18 protein-coding genes are annotated in these 16748 nt (G+C 72.1%); 6 read left to right on the top strand and 12 right to left on the bottom strand.

All coding sequences use genetic code 11. The annotated features are described in order from the left end of the window. Positions 1-58: 58 nt before the first annotated feature. On the top strand, positions 59-928 hold the full coding sequence (locus PIJ49_RS08850; RefSeq protein ID WP_271826372.1) for a type IV toxin-antitoxin system AbiEi family antitoxin: 870 nt from the start codon (positions 59-61) through the stop codon (positions 926-928). A gap of 97 nt (positions 929-1025) precedes the next feature. Here the strand turns inward: PIJ49_RS08850 and PIJ49_RS08845 are convergent, their stop codons facing one another. Beyond that, positions 1026-1844 carry an SDR family oxidoreductase gene (locus tag PIJ49_RS08845; protein ID WP_251155210.1) on the bottom strand — a complete coding sequence of 273 codons (819 nt, stop codon included), beginning with the start codon at positions 1842-1844 and terminating at the stop codon, positions 1026-1028. Positions 1845-2178: 334 nt separating this feature from the next. On the opposite strand from PIJ49_RS08845, the gene PIJ49_RS08840 reads away from it, so the two are divergent. Then, complete coding sequence (locus PIJ49_RS08840) at positions 2179-3513, top strand: ABC transporter substrate-binding protein (protein ID WP_066656937.1); 1335 nt, start codon at positions 2179-2181, stop codon at positions 3511-3513. Between the two features lie 186 nt (positions 3514-3699). Here the strand turns inward: PIJ49_RS08840 and rarD are convergent, their stop codons facing one another. Both rarD and groES read right to left on the bottom strand, forming a co-directional pair. Continuing rightward, positions 3700-4662: an EamA family transporter RarD gene (gene rarD, locus PIJ49_RS08835; RefSeq protein WP_271826371.1), complete on the bottom strand. Its 963-nt coding sequence runs from the start codon at positions 4660-4662 to the stop codon at positions 3700-3702. A 161-nt stretch (positions 4663-4823) separates the two neighbouring features. Further along, positions 4824-5120: a co-chaperone GroES gene (groES, locus tag PIJ49_RS08830; protein ID WP_056121496.1), complete on the bottom strand. Its 297-nt coding sequence runs from the start codon at positions 5118-5120 to the stop codon at positions 4824-4826. Positions 5121-5280: 160 nt separating this feature from the next. Here groES and PIJ49_RS08825 point away from each other — a divergent pair, with 160 nt between their 5' ends. Further along, a complete protein-coding gene (locus PIJ49_RS08825; protein ID WP_271826370.1) occupies positions 5281-6498 on the top strand; it encodes a class I SAM-dependent methyltransferase in 1218 nt (405 codons plus the stop codon). A gap of 168 nt (positions 6499-6666) precedes the next feature. Here PIJ49_RS08825 and PIJ49_RS08820 read toward each other — a convergent pair whose 3' ends face one another. The 4 genes from PIJ49_RS08820 to tsaB all read right to left on the bottom strand — a co-directional run bounded on the left by PIJ49_RS08820 (position 6667) and on the right by tsaB (position 9752). Beyond that, positions 6667-7443, bottom strand: coding sequence for a DUF4190 domain-containing protein (locus PIJ49_RS08820; RefSeq protein ID WP_251160915.1), 777 nt, complete (start codon positions 7441-7443; stop codon positions 6667-6669). Positions 7444-7547: 104 nt separating this feature from the next. Then, positions 7548-8603, bottom strand: a complete 1056-nt coding sequence (gene tsaD / locus PIJ49_RS08815) for a tRNA (adenosine(37)-N6)-threonylcarbamoyltransferase complex transferase subunit TsaD (RefSeq protein ID WP_200884118.1) — start codon at positions 8601-8603, stop codon at positions 7548-7550. After that, positions 8590-9132 (bottom strand): ribosomal protein S18-alanine N-acetyltransferase, encoded by a 543-nt coding sequence (gene rimI / locus PIJ49_RS08810; RefSeq protein ID WP_235426394.1) that lies wholly within the window; start codon positions 9130-9132, stop codon positions 8590-8592. Before rimI ends, tsaD begins: the two co-directional genes overlap by 14 nt. Next, positions 9129-9752 (bottom strand): tRNA (adenosine(37)-N6)-threonylcarbamoyltransferase complex dimerization subunit type 1 TsaB, encoded by a 624-nt coding sequence (tsaB, locus tag PIJ49_RS08805; RefSeq protein ID WP_251160913.1) that lies wholly within the window; start codon positions 9750-9752, stop codon positions 9129-9131. Before tsaB ends, rimI begins: the two co-directional genes overlap by 4 nt. 81 nt (positions 9753-9833) lie before the next feature. Between tsaB and PIJ49_RS08800 the strand changes: the two genes are divergently transcribed. Further along, complete coding sequence (locus PIJ49_RS08800; protein ID WP_271826369.1) at positions 9834-10013, top strand: hypothetical protein; 180 nt, start codon at positions 9834-9836, stop codon at positions 10011-10013. 12 nt (positions 10014-10025) lie between these two features. Here PIJ49_RS08800 and tsaE read toward each other — a convergent pair whose 3' ends face one another. From tsaE to glmS, 5 genes are read right to left on the bottom strand one after another with little or no spacing between them, the layout of a single operon-like run. Then, on the bottom strand, positions 10026-10538 hold the full coding sequence (gene tsaE, locus PIJ49_RS08795; RefSeq protein ID WP_271826368.1) for a tRNA (adenosine(37)-N6)-threonylcarbamoyltransferase complex ATPase subunit type 1 TsaE: 513 nt from the start codon (positions 10536-10538) through the stop codon (positions 10026-10028). Then, entirely contained in the window at positions 10535-11695 is a 1161-nt protein-coding gene (gene alr, locus PIJ49_RS08790; RefSeq protein WP_251155207.1) for an alanine racemase, read from the bottom strand. The genes tsaE and alr (PIJ49_RS08790) overlap by 4 nt, the downstream gene beginning before the upstream one ends. Further along, complete coding sequence (gene alr / locus PIJ49_RS08785) at positions 11692-12795, bottom strand: alanine racemase (protein ID WP_271826367.1); 1104 nt, start codon at positions 12793-12795, stop codon at positions 11692-11694. The genes alr (PIJ49_RS08790) and alr (PIJ49_RS08785) overlap by 4 nt, the downstream gene beginning before the upstream one ends. Then, on the bottom strand, positions 12792-13166 hold the full coding sequence (locus PIJ49_RS08780; RefSeq protein WP_209685290.1) for a holo-ACP synthase: 375 nt from the start codon (positions 13164-13166) through the stop codon (positions 12792-12794). Before PIJ49_RS08780 ends, alr (PIJ49_RS08785) begins: the two co-directional genes overlap by 4 nt. 9 nt (positions 13167-13175) lie before the next feature. Further along, a complete protein-coding gene (glmS, locus tag PIJ49_RS08775; protein WP_209685288.1) occupies positions 13176-15023 on the bottom strand; it encodes a glutamine--fructose-6-phosphate transaminase (isomerizing) in 1848 nt (615 codons plus the stop codon). Positions 15024-15093: 70 nt separating this feature from the next. On the opposite strand from glmS, the gene PIJ49_RS08770 reads away from it, so the two are divergent. Both PIJ49_RS08770 and coaA read left to right on the top strand, forming a co-directional pair. Then, positions 15094-15579 (top strand): glutathione peroxidase, encoded by a 486-nt coding sequence (locus PIJ49_RS08770; protein ID WP_209685286.1) that lies wholly within the window; start codon positions 15094-15096, stop codon positions 15577-15579. Between the two features lie 123 nt (positions 15580-15702). Then, complete coding sequence (coaA, locus tag PIJ49_RS08765; RefSeq protein WP_066656980.1) at positions 15703-16647, top strand: type I pantothenate kinase; 945 nt, start codon at positions 15703-15705, stop codon at positions 16645-16647. Positions 16648-16748 lie beyond the last annotated feature (101 nt).

Below are 16748 nucleotides of genomic sequence, written 5' to 3'. Positions count from 1 at the left end.
GTCCACAGATCCGGACGACGGCGCTCGATCCCCCCTGTGATCGTCGAGGCTCGGGCGCATGCACGAGCCACTGCCCCTCGTCCTCCTGACGTCCGACGACCGTGCCGCACAGCAGGCCGTCCGGCACGGTGAACTCGTCCGGGTCACCCACGGCGTCGCGGTCGACGCCCGGGGCTGGCGAGCGGCCACCGTGCCCGAACGGCAGCGGGTCGAACTCGAGGCCGTCATCACGACGGTGGGCGAGTGGCGCGTGCTCTCGCACCGCTCGGCAGCGCTGCTCTGGGGGCTCCCCGACGTCGACCGTCCGGACCGGCGGGTCCACGTCACCGATCCCCTGCTCGGGACGACGCACTCGGGGCGTCGGGTCGTCCGGCACGCAGCCGCGCTCGAGGACGACGAGGTGACGGACGTGGACGGGCGCCGCGTGACCACTCCGCTGCGGACGGTCGTCGACGTCGTGCGGAGCACCTCCTACGAGAACGGGGTCGCGGTGCTCGACCACGTGCTGCGTGAACACCTGCTCGAGGCCGACGAGATCCGCCGGGCGTTCGCCGCGTGGCCGACGCCGCGGGGCATGACCAAGGCGCGGCGAGCGCTGCGGTTCGCCGATTCCCGTGCCGAGTCGCCGGGCGAATCGGTCAGCCGGGTCCGGCTGGACGAGGACGGCTTCCCACCGCCCGTCCTGCAGCAGGCGTTCGGCCGGTTCCGGGTCGACTTCTGGTGGCCGCGCGCCGGGATCGTCGGCGAGTTCGACGGTCTCGAGAAGTACGACGGCCAGGACGCAGTCCGCCGTGAGAAGGCCCGCGAGCAGGTACTCCTGCTCCGACCGGAGGTCCGTCGCGTCGTGCGGTGGGGGTGGTCGGAGGTGCGCACCCCGGGACGCCTGCAGACCGTGTTGCGCACCGCGGGCCTCCCGACCGGCGCATGACGGCAGTCCCCGCAAGACGCAACCTCCACGGCTGCTCGCAGCGGTACAGCGCTGCGAGCAGACGCCGAGGTTGCGTTTCGCGGAGAGCCCCCGCCGCCTACGCGCTCCGCCAGTCGTCGGAGGTGATGTGGCTGCCGCCGTGGGGGCCCATCTGGAGCATGCCGCCGTCGACGGGCAGGGACACCCCCGTGATGTACGACGATGCCGGCGACGCCAGGAACGCCACCGCGGCTGCGATCTCCCACGCGTTGCCCGGCCGGCCGAGCGGGACCCCCGGCCGGGAGATCGTGTGCGGGTCCTCGTCCTCGGCACCGGTCATCCGGGTCGCGATCTCGCCCGGCGCGACGGCGTTGGCCGTGATCCCGGACGGAGCGAGCTCGATCGCGATCGTCTTCAGGAGCCCACCGAGCCCGTGCTTCGCTGCGTCGTACGCGCTCGACCCGTACCGGGGCTGGTGCTCGTGGACGCTCGTGATGCCGATGATCCGCCCGCCGGTGCCCTGTCCGACCATGTGCCGCGCTGCTGCCTGGATCGTGACGAACGCCCCGTCGAGGTCGGTGGCGACGGTGTGCCGCCACTGCTCGAGCGTGATGTCCAGGAACGGCGCGTTGTCGCCCGTGCCCGCATCGGCGACGATCACGTCCACGCCGCCGAGCTGCGCCACGAGGCGGTCGATCACGGCGCCCGCCTGGTCGAGCTGCGTCACGTCGATCTGCTCGACGAAGGCCTGCCGTCCGGCCTGTCGGACCTCGGCGGCGGTCTCCTCGGCGCGCTCGGGCTCGGACAGGTAGGTGATGCCGACGTCCATGCCGGCGGCAGCGAGCGCCACCGCGGTGGCCTTGCCGATGCCGGACTCGGCGCCGGTGACGATCGCGCGCGTGGGACGGAAGGTGGTGGTGGAAGCTGCGTCGCTCATGGGCCGGACCGTACGCGCGACCGCCGCAGTGCTCCCCCGGGTCCGCGCCCCCTGCACAGAACGACGCGGACGAGCCCCGCGCGGGAGCGCTCCAGCCGATCCCGAACGGCCCGCACGGGCCTCGGCGAGCGCGAGGACCGTCCGGACGGACTCCTCATCAGGGGTTCCCGTGCACCTCCTCAGTTTCGTCACGGGTGTGTAACGAAACGTCCAGGTGATGATCTCGGACACACACGCGAAACACTTCGGCCCTAGTTTTCTCGGCAACCCACGTGGAGGAGACCGCGCTCGACCCGATGCGGTTGGGCCTCCGCGCAGAGAAAGGGCTCCACGGATGACCAGAACCACCCGTGCCACCACGGCACTGGCAGTGGCGGGAGCGGCAGCGCTCCTCCTCGCCGCGTGTTCCACCAGCGGCAGCGCCGAGACCACTTCCTCCGCCTCCGCCGGCGGTGCGAAGAAGGACCCGGCGGCGAGCTGCAAGGCCCCCGACACCCCCGGTACCGACGCGCTGAAGATCGGCACGATCCTCCCGCTGACGGGCACCCTGTCGTACCTCAACCCGCCCGCCGAGTCCGGCGTCGGCCTCGCGGTCGAGGACATCAACTCGGCCGGTGGCGTGCTCGACAAGGACGTCAGCATCGACCCCGCGACCGACTCGGGCGACAGCAACGACATGACCGTGTCGAGCTCGGCCGCGACGAAGCTCGTCAACGCCAAGGTGCCGGTCGTCATCGGCGCCGAGTCGTCGAGCGTCACGCTCAACGTCATCGACCAGCTGACGAGCAACTGCATCGTGCAGATCTCGCCGGCGAACACCGCGACCGACCTGTCCGGGTACTCGTCGCACTACTACCGGACCGCGCCGCCGGACTCGGTGCAGGGCTCGGCCCTCGGCCAGCTCGTCACGGGCGACGGCAACGCCAAGGTCGCGTTCCTGGTCTTCAACGACACCTACGGGACGGGCCTCCGCGACACCGTGCAGCAGGCGATCGAGGACTCGGGCGGCCAGGTCGTCTACGGCGGCAAGGGCAAGGGTCAGGAGTTCCCGCCCGGACAGACGACGTTCTCGTCCGAGGTCACCGCTGCGCTCGCCGCGAAGCCGGACGCCATCGTGGTGCTCGCCTTCGACGAGACGAAGTCGATCATCCCGGAGCTCAAGTCGCAGAACGCCGACATGTCGAAGATCTACATGTCCGACGGCAACACCGCGGACTACTCGAAGGACTTCGACCCGGGCACCCTCGAGGGCGCGCAGGGCACCATCCCCGGCGCCAGCCCGAAGGACGAGCTGAAGCAGCGCCTGTCGGACTTCTACAAGCAGTCCTCGGGCAAGGAGCTGGCTGACTACTCGTACGCTGCCGAGTCCTACGACGCCACGACCCTCGCTGCGCTGGCCGCGGTGAAGGGCAAGGGCACCGACTCGGGCACCATCCAGGCCAACATGGCCGCGGTGTCCGGTGCGGACGGCGGCACGAAGTGCGAGACGTTCAAGGCGTGCAAGGACCTGCTCGACAAGGGTGAGGACATCCAGTACACCGGCCCGTCCGGCATCGGTCCGTTCGACAGCAAGAACGACCCGTCGAGCGCCTACATCGGCATCTACAAGTTCGACGGCGACAACAAGCCCGTGTACCAGACCGCCATCCAGGGCTCGGTCTCGAAGTAACACGCAGTACGCGACGTCGGCCCCGGACCTCATGCAGGTCCGGGGCCGACGTCGTCCCCGCGAGACTCGCGTCCGCGGACAGTTCCGCGGGCGCGGGCCTGCGGAACTGTCCGCATCGCCGAGCCTCGGCACAGCGCACCGGTCCGCAGATGATGCGACCCGGACGGGAGGCGCGGCTCGTGCCCGTCAGGCCGGCTCGCCCGCCGCAGGGGCGAGCGTCCGCCGCCGCGCGGCCCGGGCCGCCACGAAGCTGTCGACCGTCAGGACCACGAGCGCGACCCAGACGATCCCGAAGCCGATCCACCGCGCGGGCGGCATCGCCTCGTGCTGCACGACCACCCCGACCAGGAGCTGCATCACCGGCGCGAGGTACTGCGTCAGGCCGAGCGTCGACAGGGACACCCGCCGGGCGGACGACGCGAAGAGCAGCAGCGGCACCGCGGTCGCGGGCCCGGTGAGCACCGTGACGAGGACGTGCGGCCACCCCTCGCTCGTGAACGTCACCCCGCCGCCGAGACCCGTGACGCCGAGCACGACGAGCGCCCCCACGGCGATCGGGACCAGCCAGACGGTCTCGATCGTCAGGCCGCTCAGCGCGTCGACGGTGCCCCCGACCCGCTTCTTCACCAGGCCGTAGCACCCGAACGAGAACGCCAGCGCGAGCGAGATCCACGGCACCTGCCCGTAGCCGACCGCGATGACGACGACCGCGACGACGCTGATGCCGACGGCCGCCCACTGCGCCGCACGCAGGCGCTCGCGGAGCACGACCACGCCGAGGGCGATCGTGACGAGCGGGTTGATGAAGTACCCGAGCGCCGCCTCGACCGTGTGGCCCGTCGTCGTCGCGGCGACGTACACGGTCCAGTTCACCAGGATGAGCACGGCCGCGAGTCCCATCACGAGCATCACCCGGCGCTGGGCGAGCAGGGAGCGGGTGCGCAGCCACGACCGGGTGACGGCGATCGCCACCGCGCAGAAGACCAGGCCGAAGACGATCCGCCAGGCGACGATCTCGAACGCGCCGGCGGGGGCCATCGCGGCGAAGAGCAGGGGCATCAGGCCCCAGAGTCCGTACGCGACGATCGCCTGCACGACGCCGACGGATGCCTCGCTGCGTGCCGGACGCGCCGGGGTCGCTCCATTCACGGAACCATCCTAGGAAGGGGCGCGGACGCTGCGGGCGGACAGCGCGCCTCCAGGCCGACCACCTGGACGGGCCGGGAGCGCCGCAGCGACACGCGCCCGAACGCACGAACGCCCCGCCGGCTGCGAGCCGGACGGGGCGTTCGTGACGAGAGCTGCTGGTCTCAGTGCTCGATGACCGCGAGGACGTCGCGCGCCGAGAGGACGAGCAGGTCCTCGCCGGAGTACTTGACCTCGGTGCCGCCGTACTTCGAGTAGATGACCTTGTCGCCGACGGCGACGTCGAGCGGCACGCGGTTGCCGTTGTCGTCGATGCGACCCGGACCCACGGCGACGACCTCGCCCTCCTGGGGCTTCTCCTTCGCGGTGTCCGGGATGACGAGACCGGAAGCGGTGGTCTGCTCCGCCTCGACCTGGCGGATGACGATGCGATCCTCGAGCGGCTTGATGGTGACGGCCACGGTGACCTCTTCTTTCTCGGTACTGACTCGGTACAGATGGGAACCGGTTGGCACTACGCACAGGAGAGTGCCAACCACAACTCTAGGGACAGTCTGGCACTCGGTCAATCCGAGTGCCAGCACGTGTCGGGCCTCCCCGGCGACCTGGGAGGATCGACGGGTGGAAGCCGCCGACCTCGCCCAGCTGCTGACCCCCGAGGGGATGGCCCTGCTCGACCGTACCCCCGGCGTCTCGGACGGGGGCGAGATCGTCCGGGTGGTCTCCCGGCTCCGTGGCGAGGGACACGACCCGGGGCTCGTGGCAGCCGTGCTGACCCAGGCGAAGCTCCGCCAGAAGGCCCGCGCGAAGTTCGGGGACTTCGCCGCGCGGATGCTCTTCACCGAGGCCGGCCTCGAACAGGCCACCCGACTGCAGGTCGCCGCGCAGCACGCCGGTCGCTTCGCCGCCGCCGGACTGACCCGGGTCGCGGACCTCGGCTGCGGGATCGGTGGCGACGCCATGGCGATGGCCGCGCTCGACCTCGACGTCACCGCCGTCGACCGCGACGAGGTGACCGCGGCGGTCGCGACGCACAACCTCGCGCTCTGGCCGAACGCCCGGGTCGAGCTCGGCGACGCGGCCGCCTTCGACCTGTCCCGGGTCGAGGGCGTCTGGATGGACCCCGCGCGACGCACGGCCGGGCACGCGAACACGAGGCGCCTGGCCGACCCGGACGACTGGTCGCCGTCGCTCGACACCGTGTTCGCCGCCGCGACGACGACCCCGACGGGCGTGAAGCTCGGCCCGGGCATCGACCGCGACCTGATCCCGGACACGCTCGAGGCGCAGTGGGTGTCCGTCGACCGCGAGGTCGTCGAGCTCGTCCTGTGGTCCGGGCCCCTCGCCCGTGACGGCGTCCGGCGCGCGGCCACCGTCATCGGCGGTCACGGCATCGCCGAGCTCACCGGCCCGGCCGACGCCGAGGACGTCGAGGTCGGTCCCGTCGGCGCCTACCTGTACGAGCCGGACGGCGCCGTCATCCGTGCGCGGTTGATCGGTGACCTGGCGCGGTCGATCGACGGACGCATGCTGTCCGAGGGCATCGCGTACGTCACGTCGGACCGTGCCGTGACGACGCCGTTCGCGCAGGGGTTCCGGGTGCTCGACACGATGCCCCTCGACGTGAAGCAGCTGTCGGCACGCCTGGCGGCGGAGGACGTCGGCACCGTCGAGATCAAGAAGCGCGGCGTCGACGTCGACCCGGCGCAGTTCCGGAAGCGGTTGCGGCTGCGGGGGCGGCGGTCGGTGACGCTCGTGCTCACCCGTCTGGAGGGACGGCACACCGCGCTCCTGTGCGAGCGCCTCACCGACGTGGCCGGCTCGGCCGCGGGGCGGTAGCGGGGCGGTAGCGGGGCACGAGGCTGCGCGGGCGGTCGGCGCGAGGCGCTCTCGCTGTCGCTGTCGCTGTCGCTGTCGTGTTCACGTCCGCGGCAGCGACAGACCCCCGCCGAACATCGGCGGGGGTCTGTCGATCTCGCGGAACGGAGCCGTGCAGCCCGGCGCGGGTCAGCGGATGAAGGCGCCCGAGTCGTAGCCGTACGGGTCGGAGGACGAGTGGCTCGACGCGATCGCGATGATGAAGATCACCGCGAAGAGCACGTAGAGCCCGGTCAGCACCCACCCGCCGATGACCCCGGCGAGGGCCAGTCCACGGCCACCCTCACCCGTCTGCTTGATCTTCCCGAGGGCGATGTGCCCCATGATCGCGCCGGCGGGGCTCGTGAGGATCACGATCGGCCAGATGACGACCCCGGCGAACGCGAACACGATCGACAGGATCGCCAGGGTGTTCGTCTTCGGGCGCTGGGCGTACGGCTGGTACCCGCTCGTGGCGTACGGCGACGCGTAGGGGTTCCCGCCCTGCTGCGGCGCGTAGGGGTTCTGCTGGGGGCTCGAGGCCGCGTACGGGTTGCCCTGGTGCGACTGCTGCGCGTACGGGTTGCCCTGGTGCGACTGCTGCGCGTACGGGTTGCCCTGCTGCGACTGCTGCGCGTAGGGGTTGCCCTGCTGCGACTGCGGTGCGTACGGGTTGTGCTGGGGCCCCGAGGCCGCGTGCGGGTTGCCCTGCTGGGACTGCTGCGCGTACGGGTTGCCCGACGGCTGCTGGCCCTGACCGTACGGGGCGCCCGACGCCTGCTGGCCCTGGCCGTACGGGGTGCCCTGCGACGGCTGCGCGGAGGGGTTCGCGGGCTGCTGGCTGCCCGACTGCCCGTCCTGCTGCTGCCGGCCGTCGTCTCCCCCGCTCGACTCGCCCGGCTTCGGCCACTGGTTCTGATCGGACACCGTCCACCCCTCCCGGCACCCGGTCGGTCGGTGCCTGCTGAGCATCCTCCCACACGGGCCGGGAGCCGGTTCAGGCGTCGGCGTGCGCCACCCGGCCGCGCGACTCAGACCTGGACGGTCGTCACCGGCAGCGTGGAGTCCGCCGCGATGCCGAGGTCGCTCGGCGCGTGCCCCTCTGCCACCAGGCGCGCACCGACCGCGGCGATCATGGCCCCGTTGTCGGTGCAGAGGTCGAACGGTGGGATCCGCAGCGCGACCCCGGCGGCAGCGCAGCGTTCCTCGGCGACGGCGCGCAACCGTGCGTTCGCGACGACCCCACCCCCGAGCAGCAGGCGGTCGACACCGGTGTCCCGGCACGCGGCGAGCGCCTTCGTGAGGAGCACGTCGACGACGGCCTCGCGGAACGACGCCGCGACGTCGGCGACGGGGACCTCGCGGCCCTCGTCCCGGCACTTCTCGACCCACCGCGCGACGGCGGTCTTCAGCCCGGAGAACGAGAAGTCGTACCGGTGCTGCGCCATGTCCTTCGGCAGCGTCAGGCCGCGCGGGAACCGGATCGCGGTCGGGTCGCCCTCCGCTGCCGCCCGGTCGATCTGCGGCCCGCCCGGGTAGGGCAGTCCGAGCAGGCGTGCGACCTTGTCGAACGCCTCGCCGGCCGCGTCGTCGATCGTCTCGCCGAGCAGTTCGACGTCGCCGACCAGGTCCCGCACGAGCAGCAGCGACGTGTGGCCGCCGGACACGAGCAGCGCCACGGTCGGCAGCTCGATCGCGCTGCCGTCCGCACGCAGGACGTCCGCACCGACGTGCCCGACCAGGTGGTTCACGCCGTACAGCGGCTTGCCCGTCGCGACCGCCAGTGCCTTGGCTGCGCCCACCCCGACCATCAGGGCACCGGCGAGCCCCGGGCCGGCGGTCACGGCGACGGCGTCGAGCTCGTCGAGCGTGACACCCGCGCGGTCGAGGGCCTCGTGCAGGGTCGGGGTCATGGCCTCGAGGTGCGCCCGTGCGGCCACCTCGGGCACGACGCCGCCGTAGCGGGCGTGCTCGTCCATGCTCGACGCGATGACGTTGGCGAGCAGGGTGGTCCCGCGGACGATGCCCACGCCGGTCTCGTCACAGCTCGTCTCGATGCCGAGCACCAGGGGTTCAGTCGCGCTCACCGAGGGTCTCCTGTCCGATCGGTCCGACACCGGTGGACGCACCGGGGGTGACGGGGAGCTCCGCCCGCATCACCCACGCGTCGACACCGTCGGGCTGGTAGTAGCGGGGCCGCACGGCGATGCGCTCGAACCCGGCAGCGGTGTACATCGCCTGCGCCACGGGGTTGTCGGCGCGCACCTCGAGGAACACCTCGTGCACCTCACGCCGTCGGGCCTCGTCGAGGAGCTCCGTGAAGAGCACCTTCCCGATGCCCCGGCCCCGCTGCTCGGCAGCGACCGCGATGGTCTGCACGTCGGCGACGGGGTTGCCCGCGAGCGAGGACAGCCCGGCGTAGCCGACGACCGTCGGGGCGCCGTCCTCGGTCGTCTCGACCACGACGTAGTACCCGTGCGGGGACCACAGCTCCCCCGCCATCTGCGACGAGGTCCAGGCGTCCGTCGGGAACGACGTGTGCTCGAGGAACATGACGTCGTCGAGGTCCTGCGGGACCGCACGGCGCAGCCGCAGGCCGGCGGGCAGTCCGGTCACCGGACGACCCGCTTCGGGGCCCCCGGCACGGTGACGTCGGGGTCACGCAGGTAGAGGGGGGTGTCGTCGGCGAAGGGCGCGCCGGAGGCGAGCCGGTCTGCTGCCAGCGACCCGAGCCTCCCGGCCGGGACGGTCGTGACGGTCTCGCGGGGCCAGTCGACGGCCTCCGGACGGGAGGCGCGGATCGCCTCGTCCAGGTCCGCCGGCTTCGCGAGTCCGGGACCGGCGACCCGCGTGCCGGTCTCGTCGTGGGCGCTCCAGTAGACCTCGCGGCGGCGCGCGTCCGTCAGGACGACGACGGGGTGCCGCTGCAGGTCGGCCGCGATCGCGTCGTGGCTGACGAGCGGGAGAAGGGGGACGCCGCGGGCGGCGGCGAAGGTGCGCGCGGCGGCGATCCCGACGCGCAGGCCGGTGAAGGGGCCGGGGCCCGTGCCGGCGACCACCCCGGTGACGTCGGCACCGGTGACGCCGGCCTCGGCGAGCACCTCGGCGAGGAACGGGCCGATCACCTCGGCGTGCCGGCGGGAGTCGTCGGTGCTGCGCTCGGCGAGCACACGACCGCTGGCCGGGTCGACGACGGCGACCGAGGTGCCGGCGGACGTGTCGATGGCGAGGAGCACGCGTCCATCGTAGGCGCGATCGGGACGGCGGACGGTGGCGTAGTGTCCGGTGATGTTCCACCAGCACGAGGGAGGTCACCGATGCCCTGGACACCGCGCACGGCAGCGCACCGCGATCCCGAGCAGTGGCGTCGTCGAGGCCTGCTGCCGCCCGCGGACGTCGACGCACTCGTGCACGCCCGACTCGGGTGGTTGCCGGTCGACGACCCGGCCTACGCCGACTTCTTCATCGACCCGAGCACCTCGGTGCGGTCGGGCTGAACCGGCGATCCGTCAGAGCGTGACGTCCGCCCAGCGCGGCCCGGACGCGGTGACGATCACCCGTCGCGGCTCGTCGGGAACGTCGTCGGGGTCGAGGTCGTCGGCGTCGCCGTCGGGCGCGTCCGCTCCCGTCGCTCGGACGATCTCCACGTCGAGGATGCTGTCCGCGATGCCGTCGACGAAGCCCCGGCCCCACTCGACCACCACGATCGAGGCGTCCCAGTCGAGGTCGAGGTCGTCGAGCTCCATGGGGTCGCCCAACCGGTAGGCGTCGACGTGGACCAGGTCCGGGCCGGTCGTCGTCGGGTGGGTCCGGGCGAGGACGAAGGTGGGGCTCGACACCTGCCCCCGCGCGCCGAGCGCGGCCCCGAGGCCACGCGTGAGCGTCGTCTTGCCCGCACCGAGCGGCCCGGTCAGCACGACGAGGTCGCCGGCACGCAGGACACGTGCGAGCCGCGCACCGAGCACACCCATCTCGTCGGTCGTCGACACCGTCGTGTCGAGCAGCACCCGGGCGTCCGTCACGGCTGCTCCCGCAGGTAGTCGCCGACCCGGCCCTCGACCTGGTGCCCGACGACCTCGCGCGGGACGCGGGCCCCGATCCGGCAGGTCACCTCTTCCCCGATGGTGCCGAGCGCCTCGCCCCACTCGAGGACGGTCATCTCGCCGTGCTCCCCCGTGCCGAACAGCACGACCTCGTCGCCGACGCGGACCTCGTCGTCGCCGACGTCGACCAGGAACTGGTCCATCGCGACGCGACCGGCGACCGGGTACCGCTTCCCGCCGATCGTCACCTCGACGCGGCCCTGCGCGCGACGCGGCACCCCGTCCGCGTAGCCCACGGGCACGAGCGCCAGGGTGGTCTCCGACGTGGTGCGGTACGTGTAGTCGTAGGAGACGCCGGTGTCGACCGGGACCCGCTTCGTCTTCGCGACCGAGGCCGTGAGCGTCATCACCGGCTCGAGCCCGAGGTCGGCGGCGGACACGCCCTCGGCACCCGGGATGCCGAGCAGGTTCGCGCCCATCCGCACCATGTCCTTGCGGAACTCCTTCCGCTCGAGCCCGGCGAGCGAGGCCGCGACGTGCTCCATCGGCAGGTCGAGCCCGAGGTCCTCCGCGGTCTCGACGGCCCGGTCGAACACGGCGACCGCGGCACTGTCGTCCTCGTCCGACGACTCCGCGAGGTGCGTGTACGCCGCGACGACCTCGATCCGGCCGGCGCGCTGCGCGTCGACCGCGAGTGCCACCAGCTCCGGCCAGGCGTCCGCGGTCGCGCCGTCGCGGTGCAAGCCGGAGTCGACGCCGAGGTGGACCCGTGCCGGACGCTGGTCGACGGCGTCGACGACCCGCTGCAGCTCGGCGACGTTCGAGACGCCGAGGTCGATCGCCGAGTCCACGGCGTCGCGGAAGTCGAGCGCCGGGTCGTGCTGCCAGGTGAACAGGTGCACGTCCTCGCCGACGCCGATCGCCCGGAGGCGCAGCGCGGCCGGCACGGTCAGCACGCCGATCCAGCGGATGCCGGCGTCGACGGCCGCGAGCGCGATCGGCTCGAGACCGTGCCCGTAGGCGTCGGCCTTCATGATCGCCATGACCTCGACCGGGTGCATCCACTCGCGCACGAGGTCGAGGTTCGACCGGTAGGCGTCGAGGTCGATCCGGGCCCGACGAAGGGGGGCGTTCACGTCGTCCTCCGTTCCACGCTGCGGCCGACCCTGGCGACCACCTCGTAGTTGATGGTGTCGATCGCCGCCGCCCAGTCCTCGACCGCGGGGTCGCCGTCCGCCGGGTCGCCCCAGAGCACGACCTCGTCGCCCACCCGGACGTCGGCGTCGCCGATGTCGATGTGCATGGCGTTCATCGCGACGCGGCCGACGACGGGGAACTCCCGGTCGCCGATGCGCACCGACACCCGGTTGCCGAGGTCGCGGTCGAAGCCGTCGGCGTACCCGAGGCCGATCACCGCGAGCCGGGTGTCCGTCGCTGCACGCCAGGTGTAGCCGTAGCTGACGCCGTCGCCCGCGGCCACCGGGACGGTCCGCAGCACCGCGGCGGTCACGCGCATCGCCGGCCGGAGCCCGAGGTCGGCCGAGGTGCGGTCGGCGAAGGGGCTGAGCCCGTAGAGCGCGAGCCCGACCCGTGCGGCGTCGTGGCGCGTCTCCGGCACCGCGATGCCCGCGGCGCTCGCGGCGAGGTGCACGATGTCCGGCACGATGCCGTTCGCCGCCAGGCCGTCGAGCGCCCGCTGGAGTGCGGCGTCCTGGTCGAGATCGTCGGCACGCGACGCGTTCGACAGGTGCGACATGAGCCCCTCGACGCGGGTGCGCCCGCCGGCCCGGGCGATCCGCCCGGCGGTGTCGAAGAGCTCGGCCCACTCGGACTCGACCGCGCCGTTCCGGCTCAGCCCGGTGTCGACGCAGACGTGCACCGCGGGCACCTCGGAGTCGGCCGCGGCCGCGAGCTGGGACACGCTCGACACCGCCGGGGTGACGTCGTACTGCGCGGCGCGGCGGAAGTCCTCGTCCGGGGCGTGCAGCCACGCCAGGATCCGGACGCCCTCGTCGATGCCGGCGCGGCGGAGCGCGATGCCCTCCTCGACGTCGGCGACCCCGAGCCACTCGGCACCGGCGTCGACGAACGCCCGTGCGGCGTCGACCGCACCGTGCCCGTACGCGTTCGCCTTGACGACCGCGATGACACCCGCCGGCGCCACCTGCTCGGACACCGTGGCGTAGTTCGCGATGAGGGCCTCGCGGTCGACCGTGATCCCCGTGAACGCGCTCATGCGCCCCCTCCTTCGATGACGACGAACGCCGTCGCGATCCCGCCGTCGTGCGACAGCGACAGGTGGACGTCCGTCACACCCCGGTCCGCCGCCACCCGACGAGCGCCCTCGTGCAGCGTGAGCGACGGGTTCCGCTGGTCGTCCGACACGACCTCGAGGTCCTGCCAGCTGAGCCCGGCACTGGACCCGAACGCCTTGATGAGTGCTTCCTTCGCCGCGAACCGGGCCGCGAGCGACGACACCGGTCGGGGCTCCCCGTCGCGCAGCTGCTCGGCCGGGGTGAACAGCCGCGTCCGGAGCGCCGGGGTGCGTTCGAGCACACCCCGGAACCGCTCCGTGTCGACGACGTCGACCCCGATGCCGATGATCACGACGCGGGCCTACTCGACGGTGACCGACTTCGCCAGGTTGCGCGGCTGGTCGACGTCGAGCCCCTTGGCGGCGGCGAGCTCCATGCCGAACATGTGCAGCGGCGCGACGGCCAGCAGCGGCTCGAACAGCGGCGTGGCGAGCGGGATGCGCAGGACCTCGTCGGCGAAGGGCAGCACGGCGGCGTCTCCTTCTTCGGCGATGGCGATCACCCGGGCGCCGCGGGCGCGGATCTCCTGGATGTTCGAGACGACCTTCGGGTGCAGCGAGCGCGGGTCGCGCGGCGACGGCACGATCACGAAGACGATCTGCCCCGGCTCGATGAGTGCGATCGGGCCGTGCTTGAGCTCGCCGGCGGCGAAGCCCTCTGCGTGGATGTACGCGAGCTCCTTGAGCTTGAGGGCCCCCTCGAGCGCGATCGGGTACCCGACGTGGCGGCCGAGGAACAGCACGCTCCGGGTGTCCGCCATCCACTTCGCCAGCTCGGCGACACCGGACGCGTCGTCGATGGTCTGCTGGAGCTTCGGTGCGAGGCCCTCGAGCTCGCTGACCTGCTCGGCGATCTGCTCGGCCGTGAGCGTGCCCTTGAGCGTGGCCAGGTGCAGCCCGAGCAGGTACAGCGCGACGCCCTGGGCGATGAAGGCCTTGGTCGACGCGACGGCGACCTCGGGGCCGGCGTGCGTGTAGATCACCGCGTCGGACTCGCGCGGGATGGTGGCGCCCTGCGTGTTGCAGATCGAGAGCACCTGCGCACCCTGCTCGCGGGCGTACTTGACGGCCATGAGCGTGTCCATGGTCTCGCCCGACTGGCTGATCGAGACGACGAGGGTGCGGTCGCTCAGCACCGGGTCGCGGTAGCGGAACTCGTGGGCGAGCTCGACCTCGACGGGGACGCGTGCCCACTGCTCGATGGCGTACTTGCCGAGGATGCCGGCGTACGCCGCCGTGCCGCACGCGATCACGATGACACGGTCGACCTGCTGCAGCCGATCGGCGATCGGGTCGAGGTCGGTCAGCGTCACGGCACCGTCGTGCACGCGACCGAGGATCGTCTTGGCGACGGCCTCGGGCTCCTCGCTGATCTCCTTGGCCATGAAGGAGCTCCAGCCGCCCTTGTCCGCGGCGGAGGCGTCCCAGCTGACCTCGAACTCCTCGGGCGTCGCCGGCGAGCCGTCGAAGTGCACGACCTCGACGCCGTCGGGACGGATCGTCGCGATCTCGTCCTGGCCGATCGCGAGGGCACGCTGCGTGTAGGCGACGAAGGCCGCGACGTCGGAGCCCATGAAGTTCTCGCCGTCACCGAGGCCCACGACGAGCGGCGAGTTGCGGCGCGCACCGACGACGACGCCCGGCTGGTCGGCGTGCACGACGAGGAGCGTGAAGGCACCCTCGAGCCGCTGCACGACCTGCTGCATGGCGGCGGTCAGGTCCCCGGTCTCGCGGAACGCACGACCGACGAGGTGCGCGGCGACCTCGGAGTCGGTCTCGCTGGTGAACTCGACGCCCTCGGCGACGAGCTCCTGCTTCAGCTCGGAGAAGTTCTCGATGATGCCGTTGTGGATGAGCGCGAGCTTGCCGCCGTCCGCCAGGTGCGGGTGGGCGTTGCCGTCGGTCGGGCCGCCGTGGGTCGCCCAGCGGGTGTGCCCGATGCCGGTGGCGCCGTCGGCGATCGGGTGCGACTCGAGCTCCTCGACCAGGGCCTGCAGCTTGCCGGCCTTCTTCGCCGAGACGAGGTCACCCGGCCGGTCGACGACGGCGATGCCCGCCGAGTCGTAGCCGCGGTACTCGAGACGACGGAGACCACCGAGGAGGACCTCCTGGCTGCTCTTGCTGCCGACGTAGCCCACGATTCCACACATGCGCACGATCCTACGGTCTGGCTGGAGATCAACCCTGCAAGTCCGCAGGAGTGGGGATACCGTTCGGGACATGGGACGCTTCGACGACATCGAGATCACCACGCTGCACGGGGAGCACACCACCTTCGCGCAGTTCTCGGACCGGGCCGTCCTCGTCGTGAACGTCGCCTCGCGCTGCGGACTCGCGCCGCAGTACGAGCAGCTCGAGGCCCTGCAGAAGACGTACGGCGACCGCGGCTTCACGGTCCTCGGTTTCCCGAGCAACCAGTTCCTGCAGGAACTCGGCTCGTCGGAGGCGATCGACGAGTACTGCTCCACCACCTGGGGTGTGACCTTCCCGATGTCCGAGAAGGTGAAGGTGAACGGCAGGGGCGCCCACCCGCTCTACCAGGCGCTCAAGGAGACGCCCGACGCCTCCGGCAAGGCCGGCCGGGTGAGCTGGAACTTCGAGAAGTTCCTCGTCGCCCCCGACGGCTCCGTCACGCGCTTCCGTCCGACCACGAAGCCGGACGCCCCCGAGGTCGTCGCCGCCATCGAGGCGGCCCTGCCGGCCTGACGGTCACCGTCCGCACGACGGGTCGCGTCCTGCGGACACGCACCGGGCACCGGACGGGAGGCGCGGATCACCGCAGCCGGTCCACGCACGTCCGCCGCGCCTCCCGTCTGTACGCTCGTGCCCATGCCGATCACGGAAGCCACCGTCGCGCACCCGACCCCGTTCGTGGAGATCCCGCGCGACGAGTGGTCCCAGCTCGCACCGAAGGAGCACCTGTCGCTCACCGAGACCGAGATCGTGCAGCTGCGCGGCCTCGGCGACCGGCTCGACATGCAGGAGGTCCAGGAGGTCTACCTGCCGCTCTCCCGCCTGCTGACGCTGTACGCGGCCGGCGCCAGGGACCTGCACGCCGAGACGAGCCGCTTCCTCGGTGAGCGGGCCGGCCGGACGCCCTTCGTGATCGGTGTCGCCGGGTCGGTGGCGGTCGGCAAGTCGACCGTCGCGCGCCTGCTCCGCGAGCTGACGAAGCGCTGGCCGGACACCCCGCGGGTCGAACTCGTGACCACCGACGGCTTCCTGTACCCGAACGCCGAGCTCGAGCGCCGCGGGATCATGGACCGCAAGGGCTTCCCGGAGTCGTACGACCGTCGTGCGCTGCTGCGGTTCGTCAGCCAGGTGAAGAGCGGGGCGGCCGAGGTGCGTGCGCCGTTCTACTCGCACCTCGTCTACGACATCGTCCCCGACGCCGAGATCGTCGTGCGGCAGCCGGACGTCCTCATCGTCGAGGGCCTCAACGTGCTCGCGCCGCCGGTGCACGGGCGGCTCGCGCTGTCCGACCTGTTCGACTTCACGATCTACGTCGACGCGAAGACGAAGGACATCGAGTCCTGGTACGTCGACCGGTTCCTCGCCCTGCAGGAGGAGGCGTTCTCGAGCCCGGACTCGTTCTTCCACCGCTTCGCCTCGCTGTCGCGCGAGGACGCGGTCCGGACCGCGACCGAGGTCTGGCGGGCGATCAACGAGCCGAACCTGCTCGAGAACGTGCTGCCCACGCGCTCCCGGGCGACGCTCGTGCTCAAGAAGGGCGCGAACCACAAGGTCAACTCGGTGCTGCTCCGCAAGATCTGACGCGGGGCGGTGGGCGAGGCCGCCGTGCCGCCTCGGTCGTCCCGCGGCGCGACCTGCTCGCGAACAACCGGAAGCGGCTCGCGCCACGTGATCACGTGGCG

This window comes from Curtobacterium uvaldense (genome assembly GCF_028307415.1).
Classification (GTDB): domain Bacteria; phylum Actinomycetota; class Actinomycetes; order Actinomycetales; family Microbacteriaceae; genus Curtobacterium.
The sequence above is the reverse complement of the archived record's forward strand: the minus strand, read 5'-3'. Positions and strand labels throughout refer to the sequence as shown.

Coding starts and splice junctions, on each gene's coding strand:
- alr (WP_271826367.1), bottom strand. CDS start 12,795: ATGAGCGCGTTCACGGGGATCACGGTCGACCGCGAGGCCCTCATCGCG.
- glmS (WP_209685288.1), bottom strand. CDS start 15,023: ATGTGTGGAATCGTGGGCTACGTCGGCAGCAAGAGCAGCCAGGAGGTC.
- PIJ49_RS08845 (WP_251155210.1), bottom strand. CDS start 1,844: ATGAGCGACGCAGCTTCCACCACCACCTTCCGTCCCACGCGCGCGATC.
- PIJ49_RS08850 (WP_271826372.1), top strand. CDS start 59: ATGCACGAGCCACTGCCCCTCGTCCTCCTGACGTCCGACGACCGTGCC.
- PIJ49_RS08800 (WP_271826369.1), top strand. CDS start 9,834: ATGCCCTGGACACCGCGCACGGCAGCGCACCGCGATCCCGAGCAGTGG.
- coaA (WP_066656980.1), top strand. CDS start 15,703: ATGCCGATCACGGAAGCCACCGTCGCGCACCCGACCCCGTTCGTGGAG.
- PIJ49_RS08840 (WP_066656937.1), top strand. CDS start 2,179: ATGACCAGAACCACCCGTGCCACCACGGCACTGGCAGTGGCGGGAGCG.
- PIJ49_RS08770 (WP_209685286.1), top strand. CDS start 15,094: ATGGGACGCTTCGACGACATCGAGATCACCACGCTGCACGGGGAGCAC.